This window comes from Collimonas sp. OK242 (genome assembly GCF_900107095.1).
Lineage (GTDB): Bacteria > Pseudomonadota > Gammaproteobacteria > Burkholderiales > Burkholderiaceae_D > Collimonas.
Window position 1 is genome coordinate 100,421 of the sequence record NZ_FNOR01000011.1, and the last position, 14,346, is coordinate 114,766.

Below are 14,346 nucleotides of genomic sequence, written 5' to 3' on the forward strand. Positions count from 1 at the left end.
TTTCATGTCTACCATCCCCAAATTCGTAAAAAATCAGATAGGCCGATTTCTTGAAGAGTATCGGCCGGGCCGGCGTCGCGCCCTACCCGCAACGCCAGCTGATTTGCATCAACGGTCGCTGATCGCTCCCAGGTTCTCGCCGGTGAAAAAGTTATCGGTCAAACGCGGATCGCTCGCCTCTGGCGGATAAAATTTCAAATCCTTGCCGGTGCCGACAATCGTTTCATCAAACACATAGCGGCCGCTGATCAAATCGTTGTAGACCGAAGCCACCGGCACGCAGGCGCCGATTTCGGATTGCGAGGTGATGTAGTTTTCCTTGGCCTTCCAGATTTTTCCCTGAGCGTCGTAATCGTCGCCGACGGTAACCAGCCAGCTGTCTTCATCCACATACAAGGTTTTCTTGGGTGTAGAGTGACGCACGCCAGCCTTCACCGTCCCTTCGATCTCCCACACGCGATGCAGCTCATAGCGGCGCAGCGCAGGCTTGACGAAATTCGGCCCCAGCGCGTCGTCCATCTTGGTATTGAAGCGCTGCATCGCAAAGTTGTTATACGGTACGTAGACTTCCTTCTTGCCGACGATCTTCCAGTCGAATCGATCCGGGTTGCCATAGAAGCCGAAGGAAATGTCCGCCGGATACTGATTCTCGTAACCGATCAGCGGCGCATCGTAGGCATAACTCGGCAGACGGCGCACCCGGCGCTGTCCGGTGAAGTAGTAGTAGGTATCCGTGTCCTTGTTGAAGTAATAACGCTGCACCGTGCCCTGGCCGGCAAGTGCGGCAGGCTCGGAGTACAGATAATAGAAGCCATTTTGCAAACCCTTGGCATCCTGCGGCGAATGCTGGCCTTTCTTCGCCCACGGATAATAGGACAATTGATTCCAGCGCGTGACGATGGGGTTGGTGGTTCCCGGGCGCGGCGATACGACGGTATAGCCATCCGGCCACTCTGCCGCGACGCCCTGATAACGCATGAGCCAGTTCCACATCACTTCAATTCCCTTTTGCGGCACGGGAAAAGGCACACCCGGCATCGTGGCATTCTCCAGCGACCAGCCGTCCTTGGCGATAGCCGCTTTCAGCGCGCCGTCCTTGGTGTTCTTCTCGACGGCATCAGGCAAGCCGCATTCGCGGTGGCTGGCGTAGACCGGCATGGTGTAACCCTTGACCTGCTTAAGCATCTGGATCTGACCCGGGGTCAGCTTGTCAGCGTATTTGTCGACGTTGGACGCATCGATGACAAAGAGAGGCTTTTCTGCCTTGTGCTTCCAGTAATCTTCACGCAGCTTGCCGTACGACCAACCCGGCAGCGGACTTTGCGTACCTGAAAATTCCGGGATCGAACTATCCTTGTTGGCAGCCTTTTCGGCGCCGACCGCAGTCAGATCCTGCCCCAGCCGCGTCACATCCGCCGCTGTCACCGCCCACGCATTTCCGGCAATCAGACCCAGCGCCGCCAATGCCCTCACAACCTGTTTTGCTTTCATGATCCAAGCTCCTCGCCAAACTTTCAGATGATGTTTCTTATAAAATCCCTCGACCCGATTCAGGATCTTGAGTTTCTGTTGCGTCTTTTAGGCCGATATTTCGGACTGAAACCTCGGACTGAAACAGCCTTGTGCGAATCAAGCCAACGTAAAAGGTGCCATGTTTTCATGCCGGATTGAGAAGGTACGTTACACCGCTGTACAGGCTAGAAATTACACGCTAAGTCCGGCTCAACTTGGATATATTGCGACATACAGTTGTCTGCCTGCGTCACGTCCGCAATAGCGTGGCAACGACGACAACTACGGCGGCTGGTCTGCCACCGCCGCTTCAATCCGCCTTATCCGGAAATATGGCATGCGCTACGACAGCGATGCCGTTTTCTCCTTATTTCCAGTCGCATCCGGCTAATTGGCCAGTTCCGTCCCGGGTCAGGATAGCGGACCGGTTTCAAACAAAAAGCGAGGAGAAGCGACGTCCGGAATGCTGCCGGCATGTGCCATCGTCGTCGGCGTCAGGCTGATGGCTGGTAGCTGCGATACGCAAGCCGGACAGTCATTATTTCCGGGACGGATATCGTCCGACGCAACAACCCCAGACAACCCCGGTTATTGCTCGCATGGATTTGATCGCGGCGGCGGCATCGACAAAATGTGCGATTGATATCAAAATGCAAATACATTAAAAGATGGGGGAATTGTCCACATGCTTCAGAAATTCGGTAAAGCTAGCGCTTATACATGCTGTGCTGCAGCCTTCACGCTCGCTTATCAGTTGCCGGCGCTGGCGCAGAGTGCGGATATCGGGGCCGCCGCTCCGGCTCTCACCGCAAATGTGACGATCGCCTCGCAATATGTGTCGCGCGGTTTTCGCCAGACCTGGGGCAAACCGGCGCTACAGGGCGGCTTTGACTATGCCCATCCAAGCGGTTTGTTTGCCGGCACCTGGATGTCCAGCGTCAGCGATCATTTCATCGAGGGCGGTTCGGTCGAGTGGGATTTGTACGGCGGCTATACAGGCACGGCGGGCGATTTTACCTACACGGGGCAGATCTACTACTACCTCTACCCTGGCGCAGAGGTATCTTTTGCAAAAACCAAATACAACTACGGCGAAGCGCTTGCCTCGCTCACCTACAAATGGTTTAACGTCAAATACTGGCTGACTTACACGCCCGATTATTTCGGCTATAACAGCGCTACGCTGGGTATCGGCAACGGCCGGCACAGCCGCGGCTCCGGCTACCTGGATCTGAACGGCACGTTCGACCTGGGCAGCGGCTACAGTTTGCTGCTGCACTACGGGAATGAAAGGGTGAGGAATTTTTCCGCCTACAGTTTCCAGGATGGAAAAATCGCCTTGTCCAAGGTATTGGACGGCGGCTGGACTGTCACCGGCGCAGTCACCAAAGGCTGGGGGAAAAACGGCGTCTACGATCGTTACACCACAGGCGTGCTCAACTCTGCCGGGGTTGCCGAGGTCTCCAATCCGCTTGCCGCTACCCTGGTGCTGTCTCTTACCAAGACATTCTGACCATGCCCTTCTCCCTCTGACGCGAAGCATCCCGCCACCCGCTGCGTTGTTGGCCTGGCTTCGGCCCTTTCTCTACCGCCCGCATCTCATGCCATTCAGTAAAATCTGTCCCTGCGCTCGTCATCGCGCGGCCCGCGCACATCGATAAAACCGATATCGCGCAATACATGATCGCTCAGCTCGCGTGCAGTCCGTGGATGCAGTGTTGCCGGCGGACGCGGCGGCACCGGGCGCTGGCGCCACCATCCGGCTACGCGCCTGGCGGCTCGCAACAACCAGGCCAACGGCCGCCGGGAGCGCAATAATGCGAACGGTGAAGGTTGGGAGGATGCGGCGGTCATTTGACAACATGTCGATGCGCAGTTCATATCGGGCTCTTGAATTAAATTGGAAAACCTTGTTTGCTGGAGCAAATTAAACCGCACTTACCGATCTCGACAAAACGAAGTATTCTCATGCCTTCGATAAGAAAAATTGATTGAGCCATGCGCCGACTCCCTCCTCTTACCTCCTTGAAAGCCTTCGAAGCCGCCGCACGCCATCAAAATTTCACGCGTGCTGCGACTGAACTCCACGTCACGCAGGCGGCAATCAGCCATCAGGTCAAGCAATTGGAAGAATGGCTGGGAATGAAATTGTTTGAGCGCCGTGGCCACGCATTAACGTTAACCCCGGATGGCAGAGCCTATTTGCCGGATGTGGCCGAGGCTCTGGATCGCCTGACTGCCGCCACAGAACGCTTGACGAGCCGCACGCTGGCCGGCCCTTTACGCATTACGGTGCTACCTTCTTTTGCGGCGAAATGGCTCATGCCTCGGCTCAGCCGATTTCATGCTGCGCATCCGGAGATAGAATTGGATCTAGTCAGCACCGAAGAGAGTTGGGATTTTTCGAGCAAGCATTTCGATCTGGGCATCCGCCTGGGCCATGGCCGCTGGAGCGGCCTGCAAGCGGATCTCATAGCCCAGGAATGGCTGACGCCGATGTGCAGTCCGGCGTTGAATGCGCGCAAGCCGCTGCAAATGCCGTCCGACTTGCGCCAGCACCCTTTGCTGCACGATACGCCGCGCGATGGCTGGTCGAGATGGCTGGAGCTGGTCGAAACTCCTGCGGTGGACGCCCGCAAAGGCTCAGGCTTTACCGATAGCAGCCTGGCGCTGCAGGCAGCTATCGACGGCCATGGCGTGCTGTTGGGGCGCCTGTTTTTGGCGGCCGACGACATTGCCGCAGGCCGGCTGTTAACGCCCTATCGGCAACGCTTGAAAAATGATTTTTCCTATTGGCAGGTATATCCCAAAGCATCGGCGCTGAAACCCAGGATCATGGCTTTTCGTTCCTGGCTATTGGCAGAGGCGGCAACCTGCCAGAGCTGATCCGCCTGCACGCTAAACGCTCCTCAATGCACTTACTTCTGCAGCCACTGGCTGACGCGTTGCGGATGAGCATCTACCCATTCTTTTGCGGCCGCCTCAGGCTTTGCGCCATTTTCTACGGCCAGCATGACGCTATCGATCTCACCCGGCAGCCACGAGAAATGCTTGAGCAAATCATTGACAGGCTTAGCCTTGGCTTCCAGGCCGGGATTGGCGATATTGTCGACGTGCTCGGCTTCGCCATAGACCTTTTTCGGATCGTCCAGGAATTTCAGCTTCCATTTTGCGAACATCCAGTGCGGCACCCAGCCGGTCACCGCAATCGCCTTGTTATTGCGGATAGCCCGCTCCAGCTCAGCCATCATGCCGCTGCCCGAGCTGGGCATCAGCTTGTAGTCCAGGCCGTACTCCTTGATCGCCAGTTCAGTCTTGGTCATGACGCCGGCGCCGGCGTCGATGCCGACGATGCGGCCATCGAACGCAGCCTTTTGTGCAGGCAGATCGGAGATGCTGCCGGCGTTGACGTAAGCCGGCACGATCAAGCCTATCCTGGCGCCAGGATAATTGACGCCCAGGTTCACCACCTTATCCTTGAGTTTTTCGTAGTACGCGCCCTGCGTCACCGGCAGCCAGGCTGACATAGTGGCGTCCAGGTCGCCGCGCGCCACGCCCTGCCACATGAGTCCGGCGGAGACCGGTATCAGTTTCACCTCATAACCCAGATTCTGGCGGATGACCTGCGCTGCGACATAAGTGGTCGCGACACTGTCCGACCAGCCTTCGACATAGCCGATCTTGATGCCCGGCCTGGCATCGGCTGCGGCGATTCCCGAGCTCGCCACGCACGCCAGCGCAACGATCAGATAACACAATTTTCGTATCGAATTCATGGTCGACCTCTTTCAGTATGCTGCGATTTATACTGCCTGATTTAATTGGGGTCAGAGTCGAATTAATCTTCGAAATAATTCGACTCTGACCCCGATTATTCTGACCCCGATTATTTGTCCACGACCAGATTGCTTAGCGGTTTGCTGCAACATAAAAGCACCATGCCCTGGTCGATTTCCCGTTGCCGGATGCCTCCCTTGTGCTGCATGTCGACGGTTCCGGAAATCAGTTTGACCTTGCAGGTGCCGCACATTCCCTGCGCACACGAGGACGCCAGCCTGACCCCCGCGCTGCGGGCGGCTTCCAGCACATGCTGCTGCGGGCCGCACACGATCTGGCGCATGCTCTTCTGAAAATTGATTTCGAAGCCGGCCGTCGCCGCAGTGTTGCTAACCGATGTCTGCGGTCCACTATCCTGCTGCAAAGTCTCGAAGGAAAAACTTTCCTCGTGATAGCGCGCATGGTCAAAACCGGCCTCATCCAACATGCTGCGCACCGCCTTCATGTAGGGCGCCGGGCCGCATACGAAAATCTCGCGCTCCATGAAATCGGGCGCCATCAATTTCAACGCCGCCAGCGACAGCATGCCGATCAGGCCAGACCACTCGCGCCGCTGGCCTGGCCGCTCGCAGATGAAACGTGTCCTGAAATTCTGCTGATTGGCGGCGATCAGGCTCAATTCCCGTTCAAAGATGATGTCATCCGGAGTACGCGCACTGTGAATGAAGACGATATCCCTGTCATCGCACAAATCGTGATGAGCGCGCGACATCGACATCAGCGGCGTAATCCCCGAACCCGCCGACAAAAACAGATATTTCTCCGCGGGATGGATAGCGCAGGTGAATTCACCGGCTGCGCGCAATACCTTGACCTTGTCGCCGGCTTTGAGATTGTCGTGCAGCCAGTTCGATACCGGGCCGCCCGGCACACGCTTGACCGTAATCGAGATCGTATGCGGCCGCGCCGGCGACGACGAAATCGTGTAGCAGCGGTTGATGAGCTCGCCGTTGATTTCCAGCTCCAGCGTGATGAACTGGCCCGGCTGAAATGCAAATGCAGCGCCGTCGGCAGCGGCAAAGAAAAAACTCTTTACATCGTGCGTTTCGGCGCGCACCTGACAACAGACCAGCGTTTCCTCGCTGTCGCTGTTCCACAGCGGCGGGATGCTGTCCCAGAAATGCCGGCGATTCAGTTTATAGGATTCCATGACCGGTCCTGGCAATATTTCGGCTTTCAATTAATTCTCCACAGCGATCGCTATAGTAGTAGCCGATGCGGCCGATGAGTCCGCTAACAAGCCAGCCGACAAGCGGCCGATATACCAGGTGCAGAATTTTTCAACGAGACCTTCGGTATACGGCGAATAAGGACCGGGCTGATAGGCTGTACTGCGCGCCCCTTGCTGCGACAGTTCGACCAGCCGCTTGTCCTGCTCATTGGTGGCGTTCCACACCGCGGTCAGATTATCGAGTTGATAATCGATGCCCTCGCGCGCATCCTTGTGCACCAGCCATTTGGTGCGCACCAGGGTACGCTCCGCCGATAACGGCAAGACTGAAAAAGTGACGATGTGATCGCTCATGAAGTGATGCCAGGAATTCGGCTGGGTCCAGAACGAAAGGCCGCCCAGGTCGGCGCGTTCGAAATGTCCCAGCAGCTTGCCAGAGGCGACCTTGCCGTCCAGCGTCTGCGATTCGCCGGCGCGGTCCAGCGGCAGGCGCTGGGTGCGAAAGCCGGTCACCAGTTCGTCCAGACGTTCGATCTCTGCCGACGGCAAGCCGGCTCGCTCCCATTCAATGCAACGTTGCGCAGCCAGGCGATTGAATTCAGCGATCTGTTCGGCATTGCCAGGCGCCGACTGATAACCGAAGCCGAATTCAAATAAGGAAACGGTTAGCTCCGGATGATTGGTCGCGCAGTGATAACACTCGCGGTTATTCTCCATGGTCAGCTTCCAGTTGCCCTCTTCGATCAGATCTACCTGCTTGGCGATCTTGCAATCCTGCAGCCGGTGCGGCAGCAGATAGGGCGCCATAGCCTCGCGCATGACGGCAAAATCCTGCGGCGGCTGCTCGGCCAGGCAGATGAATATCAACCCTGCCAGATTTTCCACGTGCACCGCCTTCAGGCTGTGCTTGCAGCGATCGAATTTCTCCCCCATGTGCTCGGCGTAGATCAGTTCGCCACCCAGGTTGTAAGTCCATTGGTGGTAAGGACAGACCAGATTGCCCACCGATCCTTTGTGCTCCGAGCACAGGCGCGCACCGCGATGGCGGCACACATTGTGATAGGCGCGCACCGACAGGTCGTCGTCGCGCACCACCACGATCGAGTTGAGGCCGATCTCGACGGTGACGTAATCGCCGGGTTCAGGAATATCCGGTTCAACCGCGACCTGGATCCAGTGCTTGCCGAAAATCTCCTGGATATCCAGGTCGAAGATTTCCGGGCTTAAATAAAACGGCGCATCCAGGCTATGGCCAGGCAGGCGCTTGGCGATCAGTGATTGAATCTCTTTGGATACTTTCAATTATTTCTCCATGCGTTGCATTTATGGAACCGACTCAATATTCGACCAGGTGATGCTCACGTAAATAGCTAAGAACTACTTTTGCCTTATCGGCAGCGCTGCCGTCCTGAACCACCTTGCCGCCGCGACTTTCAGTCACGGTCGCCGCTTGCATGCGGGCATGCCCGGAGCGCTTCTCCGGCGCCGCCAGCTTGCGCGGCGCAGCTTTGACGGTGTCGACTGTCCACGTCTGGGCACTGTCGCAAACCGCCGCTTCATGCGTTGCAAAGATCTGTTTCCTGATCTGACCGCGGCACAACCTGGCGTAGGCATAGCGTAAACTGTTGGACGCCAGCGGATGCACCGCCAGCAGGGCCGGCAGCTGGAGCGCCACTTCGCGCCGGCGCCCTTTAGGCAGATATTGCTGAGCGACGACCGTCTCCTTGCCCGCCGTCACGGCAATCACACCGGCCAGCAAAGGCAAGTTCAGGCGCGCCGCCAGCAGATAGGGCAACATGCCGCTGCCAGCCCCGCTTTCAGCACGGCTGCCGCACAGCACCAGCTCATACGCTTGCAGCTGCGCTTGCAACGCCGGCAACACATCGTGAGAGACTGTCGTTTCGATCAACGTGACGCTGGCGGCGCCCAGCGCCAGGTATTCGGACAGCGCCGGATTGTCGCTATCAGCCGCATGGATCACATCGATGCTGATCCCGGCTGCGCGCTGCGCCAGCTGGCTTGCCATGCTGAGGGCGGCGGCGTCATTGCGGCTATAGCGCGGCACGCCGCTGACCGGATGGCGGCCGATCGACACCAGTACCGCGATCCGCTTGATGACGGTCTGATTCATGACGCCACCGCCGCATTGCGAGCCTGCCGCACCTGATCCAGCAGCGCCGCCATCAATTCCTGAGCATCGCCGATGATGCCGAGATCGGCGCGCTTGATCATCGGTGCGCTGGCATCAAGGTTGACTGCGATAACATGGCGGCAATCCTTGATGCCTTGCAGATGCTGGACCGCGCCTGAAATGCCGAACGCAAGATAAGCACTGGCGCTGACTGTCTTGCCGGTGGCGCCGATCTGTTTGTCGCGCTTGAATTTGCCGTCATCCACAGCAACCCGGCTCGCGCCCACCGCCGCATCCAGTGCGTTTGCCAACGAATTGAACAGCACGACATCTTCAACCCCGTTGCCGGCCGACACGATGAAATCAGCCTCCTCCAGTTCCATCTGCGACGCCGCCATGGTCTTGCAGCCGAGATCCAGAAATGCCTTGGCCGACGCTGCCGCGCCAGCCGCCACAGCCAGAGCGGCGCTCAACTTATCGGCCACTTGGCCACGGCCGAGAAAAGGCAGCCGCGCATCCACCGCGTCGATTTCCAGCAGAATGATGTTCGCCAAGCTGCGTCTAGCCAGAAACTGGCCCTGCTGACGATAAGCCGCCAATCCTGTCTTGTCGATCTCGACCACGCAGGTAGCGATGCTGGCGTCAGCTGCCGCCGCCCCGAGACGGCGCCCCAGATCGCTGCCGGCAATACCGTTGTCAGGGATAAAGACATGGGCCGGCTGCAATTGTTCGATCAAGCTGCTTAACGCCGCCAGTTCGGCTTCCGGCGCAAACACGTGATTGCCGTATTGCGGAAGTACGATGCAGCGGTCTGCACCGAGCGCGGCAATATCGTCATTCAGATCGCCGAACACCAGCAACACCACTTCGGTCACATCATCCGCCAGTAATGCTGCGGCAGCCACGGCCTGGCGCGCATGTTCATCCAGCGTGCCACGATCGCTGTGCGCGACTGCCAGCAGGCACTTTACCGGCGCGACATCGGCAGCGAGACGCACAGGTTTGGCGGTCTGATGCGACTGGCTTTGGATCAGTAGCCGGCGGCGGCCGTCATCGCCGGCGCCGACCTCGCCCAGCACAATACGCTTGAGTCCACCCGCATTGACGGTAAATGGACGGCGCGGATCGATGCGTCTGATGCCCTTGTTTTTTCCTATGCCCATTGCCACGTCCATCTTCAATTCTCCAATGCCGCGGCCAGCAATTCGGCGATGTCGCGTACCTCGGGACGCGGTCCCACCACGCCTTCCAGCATCGCGCTGCAATTCGGACAAGCCACTACCACCGTATCGGCGCGCACGGCGCGGGCGTCGTGGATGCGAATATCGGGGATGCGCTGTTTGCCGGGGATGTCGGTCAGTGGCGCGCCGCCGCCGCCGCCGCAACACCGGCCGCGCATGCCGTTGCGCTCCATTTCATGCAACGGCAGGCCAAGCAGCTTGAGCAATTCGCGCGGCGCTCCTGTCTCACCGTTGTAGCGCCCCAGGTAGCAGGGATCGTGATAGGTAAAACGCTGGCCGCTGTCGGCAGCCGCGCGCGGCTTGATTTTTCCGGTATTTACCAGCGCCGCCATGAAGCTGGTGTGATGCAAGACTTCATACCGGCCGCCGAATGCGGGATACTCATTACGCAGGCAATGCATGACATGCGGGTCGGCTGTGACTATCCGTTTGAAAGTGAAGGCCGACAGCTGTGCAATCATATGCTTGGCCATGTCCTGGAACGTCGCTTCGTCGCCCAGGCGGCGGGCGACATCGCCGGTATCCGTTTCCAGCGAGCCAAGCACGGCGAAATCCACATCCGCAGCCTGCAATACCTTGACCAGTGCGCGCAGAGTGCGTTGATAGCGCATGTCGAAGCCGCCCTCGCCCACCATCAGCAACACATCAACCGCCTGCCCAGGAGCGATCTGCCGGACGCCAAGATCGACCGCCCAGTTGTAGCGCACGCCCAGGTCAAAGCCGCCGGCGCTGCCGGTCTCGCGCAAGTTCGCCAGTATTTCCGGACCTTTTCCCGGCACTTCGCCATATTGCAATACCTGATGGCGGCGCATGTCGACAATGGCGTCGACGTGCTCGATCAGCATCGGGCATTCCTGCACGCAGGCACGACAGGTGGTGCAAGACCACAAGGTGTCGCTGGAAATCAGTCCCGGCACGATCGCATCGCGTGGCCGGCCCTGATGCCTGCCGAGCGGAATGCCAGGATAAGGGCTGCCGGCAAAGTTGGCGTCGCTGCCGCCAGCCATGCCGATTACCATGTCTTGTATCAGCTTCTTCGGATTCAAAGGCTGGCCGGCGGCGAATGCCGGACAAGCCGCTTCACACTTGCCGCATTGGACACAGGCATCGAAACCCAGCAATTGATTCCAGCGAAATTCGACCGGCTTGCCGACGCCGAGCTCGCCCTGATCCAGCTTTAAGGGCTTAAGCGCGGTGGGCGGCGTGCCATCGCCATCTTGCCTGAAGCGTTCCTGGCGCGGATGAAACGCCAGGTGCAGCAAACCGGCCAGCGCATGCTTCATCGGCCCGCCGCGGGTAGCGCCAACGGTCAGGGTCCAGGCGCCCAGTCCCAGCAGCAGTACTGTCGCCAACCCGCTCAGCCCCGACACCAATTGCAAGGGAATCAAACCCAGCGCCAGCAAACCTACTGCAAATGCCGCCAGCATCCAGGGCAAACGCATCCAGGCGCCACGCGACAAACGTGGCGGCGGCGTACGCCGCCGATGCCAGACGAACAGCACGCCGACCAGCATGAGCAATGCAAACAGCGCAATCGCCGTATTGAGGAATGATGCGTACAACATCAAACCGTAGTTGACGGCCACCAGCGCCATCGCCGCGATCGCACCACCGGCGGTAGCCACGTGGGTACGGGCGATATACGGATCGCGCGCCACCACATGATGCAGGTCGACGAAATAGCGTTTGGGGATGGCCAGCAATCCCAGCCAGGACACCGCAGCATCGCGGCCGGCGCGCCACAACGCCGCCCTGCGCATCATGCCGACCGCCAGCCCCGCCACCGAAAGCCAGAACAAGACGGTGATGACGTGATTGAGAGGAGAAGCCGAGCTGTCCATGGTCAGAAATCCTTGCACAGGCGCAGCGCATCATAGATTGCCGCGTGGATGTTATGCATGGAGATGCAATCGCCGACCCGGAACAGCAGGAAGCGACCGTCGCCCAAGGTTTCCGCCAATGCCGGCTGCGGCTCGGCGGCAAACAGTTTGCCGACATCGATCTGGCCGCGATTGAGCGATTGCGGTTTGAGCGACCAGTACAAATGATCGTTAGGCAAGATGCCGTTTTCAATCACGACCTGATCGACCACCCGCTCTTCCTGCACTTCGGTATATTCGTTGCGCAGCACCGCTACTTTCTTGTCGCCCTCTGCATAGACCCGGTCCAGCCAGTAGTTAGGCGTCGGGATCACGCCTTGCGCATACAGGCGGCGATAGAAAATCGGGAAAGTGGTGCCGCCGGTATCGTCGGCAATCTTGACGTCGGGCGTGACGATTTCAACCATGCTGCCGCGGCTTGCCAGGAAATCCGCCACGCCAAACCCGGCATGGGTGCTGATGCCGTCATATACCAGCACGTTCTTTCCAGGCGCAATGCGTCCCTGCAGAATATCCCAGGAACTGACCGACAAACCTTCGGCAATGCCCCAGGCCGCCACTTGGCTGGTGTGGTTGCTGCCGCCGGTGGCCAACACCACGATATCGGGCTGTTCAGCCAGAATCATTGCCTCGTCGGCATCGACGCCCAGCCGGCGGTCGACACCGAGGCGCCTGGTTTCCATATCGAACCAACGCACGATGCCGGCCATTTGCTCGCGTTGCGGCGCCTTGGCCGCCAGGTTGATCTGGCCACCCACCACGTCGCTGCGCTCGAACAGCACCACGTCGTGGCCGCGTTCGCGCGCAACCCGCGCTGCTTCCAGGCCCGCCGGACCGGCGCCTACCACCACCACCTTGCGTTTCGGGCCACGGCTTTTGGCGATCTGGTGCGGCATGCTTTGCTCGCGTGAGGTTGCGGCGTTTTGCACGCACAGCACGTCGAGGCCGTTGTACTGCCTGTCGATGCAATAGTTGGCGCCCACGCATTGCTTGATTTCATCTTCGCGGCCGTCTCGAATCTTGATCACCATATGCGGATCGGCGATCTGCGCCCGTGTCATCCCTACCAGATCGACCATGCCGGAAGACAGTATCCGTTCTGCCTGGCCGGCATCGCGTATGCTTTGCGCATGCATCACCGGCACTTTTGACACCGCCTTGATGCCGGCAGCCAGATGGACGAACGGTTCCGGCGGCAAGGCCATGGGCGGCATGCAATTGGCGAGCGTATTGTGCGTATCGGCGCCGGAGCCAACCACGCTCAGGAAATCGATCAGGCCGCTGGCCGACATCGCCTGTGCGATTTCCTTGGCGGTTTCATGGTCGATCCCATCTTCATGGAACTCATCGCCGCACATGCGCAGGCCGACGCAAAAATCGCTGCCGACCGCATCCCGCACCGCCGTCAGCACCTCGATGCCGAAGCGCATGCGGTTTTCCAGGCTGCCGCCGTATTCGTCGGTCCGCTGGTTGACGCGCGGGCTCCAGAACTGGTCTATCAATTGCTGATGGGCGGCGGAAATCTCGATGCCATCCATGCCGGCCTGCTTGACCCGTTTGGCCGCGGCGGCAAAATCGGCGACGATGCGGCGTATTTCTTCAATCTCGATGATCTTGGCGTTACCGCGATGGACCGGCTCGCGTATCCCTGAAGGACTCACCAGATGCGGCCAGTTCTCGCCATGCCATGCTGTGCGGCGGCCCATGTGGGTAGCCTGGATCATGATTTTTGCGCCATGCCGGTGCATGGCTTCCGCCAGCCGCGACAGCGGTTCTATCACCTTGTCGGTAGTCAGGTTGACCGATTTCCACCAGCCTTGCGGACTATCCATGGACACCGTGCTGGAACCGCCGCAAATCGCCAGGCCGAGACCGCCCTTGGCCTTTTCTTCGTAATACCGTATATAGCGCTCACCCGGCAAGCCGCCTGCCTCCGCGTACACCTCTGCATGGGCGGTGCTGACCACCCGGTTGCGCAGGGTTACCTGGTTCAAGGTCAACGGTGAAAACAAGGTCGGATAACGCATGATCTGTATCTATCCCTAAGCGGCGACTGCCGTGACGGTGAACACGCAATGATCGTGGCCTTCGCCGCCGCATTGGGTTTCGCTGCAGACCGAACGCAGCGGATTGCCGCCGGTGTCGGAGACCCAGTCCATGGCGCCGGCAAACCAGCCGGCGAACATGTAGCACAGCTTGCCGTGCGCTTCCGGTTGCTGCAGCACGAACGACGAATTGAGCAGCTTGATGCTGGCGCTGGCGTTGGCTGCGTCCACCTCGGAGAAAGAGAACAAACCCCAGCCACGTTGCGACAAACGTTTCAGATAATGTTTGTAGACGTCCAGGCCGGACATGCCATGTTGCTTGGCTTCCTTGTCGCACCAGTAATAGGCCGATTTGTGGCCGGCCTGGTACAAGATCTGTGCATACTTTTCGCGCCCCAGCGCAGCCTCTACCGCAGTATGGTTGTTGGTGAAAAAATGGCGCGGCACATACAGCATGGGCAGCTTGTCGGTAGTCCAGACGCCGGTCTCGGCATCGACTTCAATCGGCAATTGGGGTTGCATTGCTACT

11 protein-coding genes and 1 pseudogene are annotated in these 14,346 nt (G+C 58.9%); 2 read left to right on the plus strand and 10 right to left on the minus strand.

The window, feature by feature from the left end:
• Positions 1-108 precede the first annotated feature (108 nt).
• The gene (locus tag BLV81_RS13840) at positions 109-1,491 is read right to left on the minus strand and encodes a DUF1329 domain-containing protein (RefSeq protein ID WP_092357209.1); all 1,383 of its coding nucleotides are present in this window, start codon (positions 1,489-1,491) and stop codon (positions 109-111) included.
• A 706-nt stretch (positions 1,492-2,197) separates the two neighbouring features.
• Here BLV81_RS13840 and BLV81_RS13850 point away from each other — a divergent pair.
• Positions 2,198-3,025 carry a TorF family putative porin gene (locus BLV81_RS13850; RefSeq protein WP_092357213.1) on the plus strand — a complete coding sequence of 276 codons (828 nt, stop codon included), beginning with the start codon at positions 2,198-2,200 and terminating at the stop codon, positions 3,023-3,025.
• 95 nt (positions 3,026-3,120) lie between these two features.
• Here BLV81_RS13850 and BLV81_RS13855 read toward each other — a convergent pair whose 3' ends face one another.
• Complete coding sequence (locus tag BLV81_RS13855; RefSeq protein ID WP_092357215.1) at positions 3,121-3,366, minus strand: hypothetical protein; 246 nt, start codon at positions 3,364-3,366, stop codon at positions 3,121-3,123.
• Between the two features lie 144 nt (positions 3,367-3,510).
• Between BLV81_RS13855 and BLV81_RS13860 the strand changes: the two genes are divergently transcribed.
• A complete protein-coding gene (locus tag BLV81_RS13860) occupies positions 3,511-4,398 on the plus strand; it encodes a transcriptional regulator GcvA (RefSeq protein WP_092357217.1) in 888 nt (295 codons plus the stop codon).
• A 32-nt stretch (positions 4,399-4,430) separates the two neighbouring features.
• On the opposite strand, the gene BLV81_RS13865 is transcribed toward BLV81_RS13860, so the two are convergent.
• The 8 genes and pseudogenes from BLV81_RS13865 to BLV81_RS13900 form a co-directional block, all read right to left on the minus strand.
• Positions 4,431-5,288: a glycine betaine ABC transporter substrate-binding protein gene (locus tag BLV81_RS13865; RefSeq protein ID WP_092357219.1), complete on the minus strand. Its 858-nt coding sequence runs from the start codon at positions 5,286-5,288 to the stop codon at positions 4,431-4,433.
• 110 nt (positions 5,289-5,398) lie between these two features.
• Positions 5,399-6,448, minus strand: a pseudogene (locus BLV81_RS13870) (2Fe-2S iron-sulfur cluster-binding protein); the annotation flags it as partial.
• Positions 6,449-6,529: 81 nt separating this feature from the next.
• Complete coding sequence (locus BLV81_RS13875; RefSeq protein ID WP_092357221.1) at positions 6,530-7,822, minus strand: aromatic ring-hydroxylating oxygenase subunit alpha; 1,293 nt, start codon at positions 7,820-7,822, stop codon at positions 6,530-6,532.
• Positions 7,823-7,856: 34 nt separating this feature from the next.
• Complete coding sequence (locus BLV81_RS13880) at positions 7,857-8,651, minus strand: adenine nucleotide alpha hydrolase family protein (protein ID WP_092357223.1); 795 nt, start codon at positions 8,649-8,651, stop codon at positions 7,857-7,859.
• Entirely contained in the window at positions 8,648-9,826 is a 1,179-nt protein-coding gene (locus BLV81_RS13885) for an electron transfer flavoprotein subunit alpha/FixB family protein (RefSeq protein ID WP_092357225.1), read from the minus strand. Before BLV81_RS13885 ends, BLV81_RS13880 begins: the two co-directional genes overlap by 4 nt.
• 2 nt (positions 9,827-9,828) lie before the next feature.
• The gene (locus BLV81_RS13890) at positions 9,829-11,733 is read right to left on the minus strand and encodes a (Fe-S)-binding protein (protein ID WP_092357227.1); all 1,905 of its coding nucleotides are present in this window, start codon (positions 11,731-11,733) and stop codon (positions 9,829-9,831) included.
• A 2-nt stretch (positions 11,734-11,735) separates the two neighbouring features.
• On the minus strand, positions 11,736-13,799 hold the full coding sequence (locus BLV81_RS13895) for an NADH:flavin oxidoreductase (RefSeq protein WP_092357229.1): 2,064 nt from the start codon (positions 13,797-13,799) through the stop codon (positions 11,736-11,738).
• Between the two features lie 15 nt (positions 13,800-13,814).
• Entirely contained in the window at positions 13,815-14,339 is a 525-nt protein-coding gene (locus BLV81_RS13900; protein ID WP_092357231.1) for a DUF5943 domain-containing protein, read from the minus strand.
• Positions 14,340-14,346: the final 7 nt, after the last annotated feature.

What these genes read in the sequence shown, in the direction of transcription:
- BLV81_RS13840 (WP_092357209.1), bottom strand. Translation starts at nt 1,491, where the DNA reads ATGAAAGCAAAACAGGTTGTGAGGGCATTGGCGGCGCTGGGTCTGATT.
- BLV81_RS13850 (WP_092357213.1), top strand. Translation starts at nt 2,198, where the DNA reads ATGCTTCAGAAATTCGGTAAAGCTAGCGCTTATACATGCTGTGCTGCA.
- BLV81_RS13855 (WP_092357215.1), bottom strand. Translation starts at nt 3,366, where the DNA reads ATGACCGCCGCATCCTCCCAACCTTCACCGTTCGCATTATTGCGCTCC.
- BLV81_RS13860 (WP_092357217.1), top strand. Translation starts at nt 3,511, where the DNA reads ATGCGCCGACTCCCTCCTCTTACCTCCTTGAAAGCCTTCGAAGCCGCC.
- BLV81_RS13865 (WP_092357219.1), bottom strand. Translation starts at nt 5,288, where the DNA reads ATGAATTCGATACGAAAATTGTGTTATCTGATCGTTGCGCTGGCGTGC.
- BLV81_RS13880 (WP_092357223.1), bottom strand. Translation starts at nt 8,651, where the DNA reads ATGAATCAGACCGTCATCAAGCGGATCGCGGTACTGGTGTCGATCGGC.
- BLV81_RS13885 (WP_092357225.1), bottom strand. Translation starts at nt 9,826, where the DNA reads ATGGACGTGGCAATGGGCATAGGAAAAAACAAGGGCATCAGACGCATC.
- BLV81_RS13890 (WP_092357227.1), bottom strand. Translation starts at nt 11,733, where the DNA reads ATGGACAGCTCGGCTTCTCCTCTCAATCACGTCATCACCGTCTTGTTC.
- BLV81_RS13895 (WP_092357229.1), bottom strand. Translation starts at nt 13,799, where the DNA reads ATGCGTTATCCGACCTTGTTTTCACCGTTGACCTTGAACCAGGTAACC.
- BLV81_RS13900 (WP_092357231.1), bottom strand. Translation starts at nt 14,339, where the DNA reads ATGCAACCCCAATTGCCGATTGAAGTCGATGCCGAGACCGGCGTCTGG.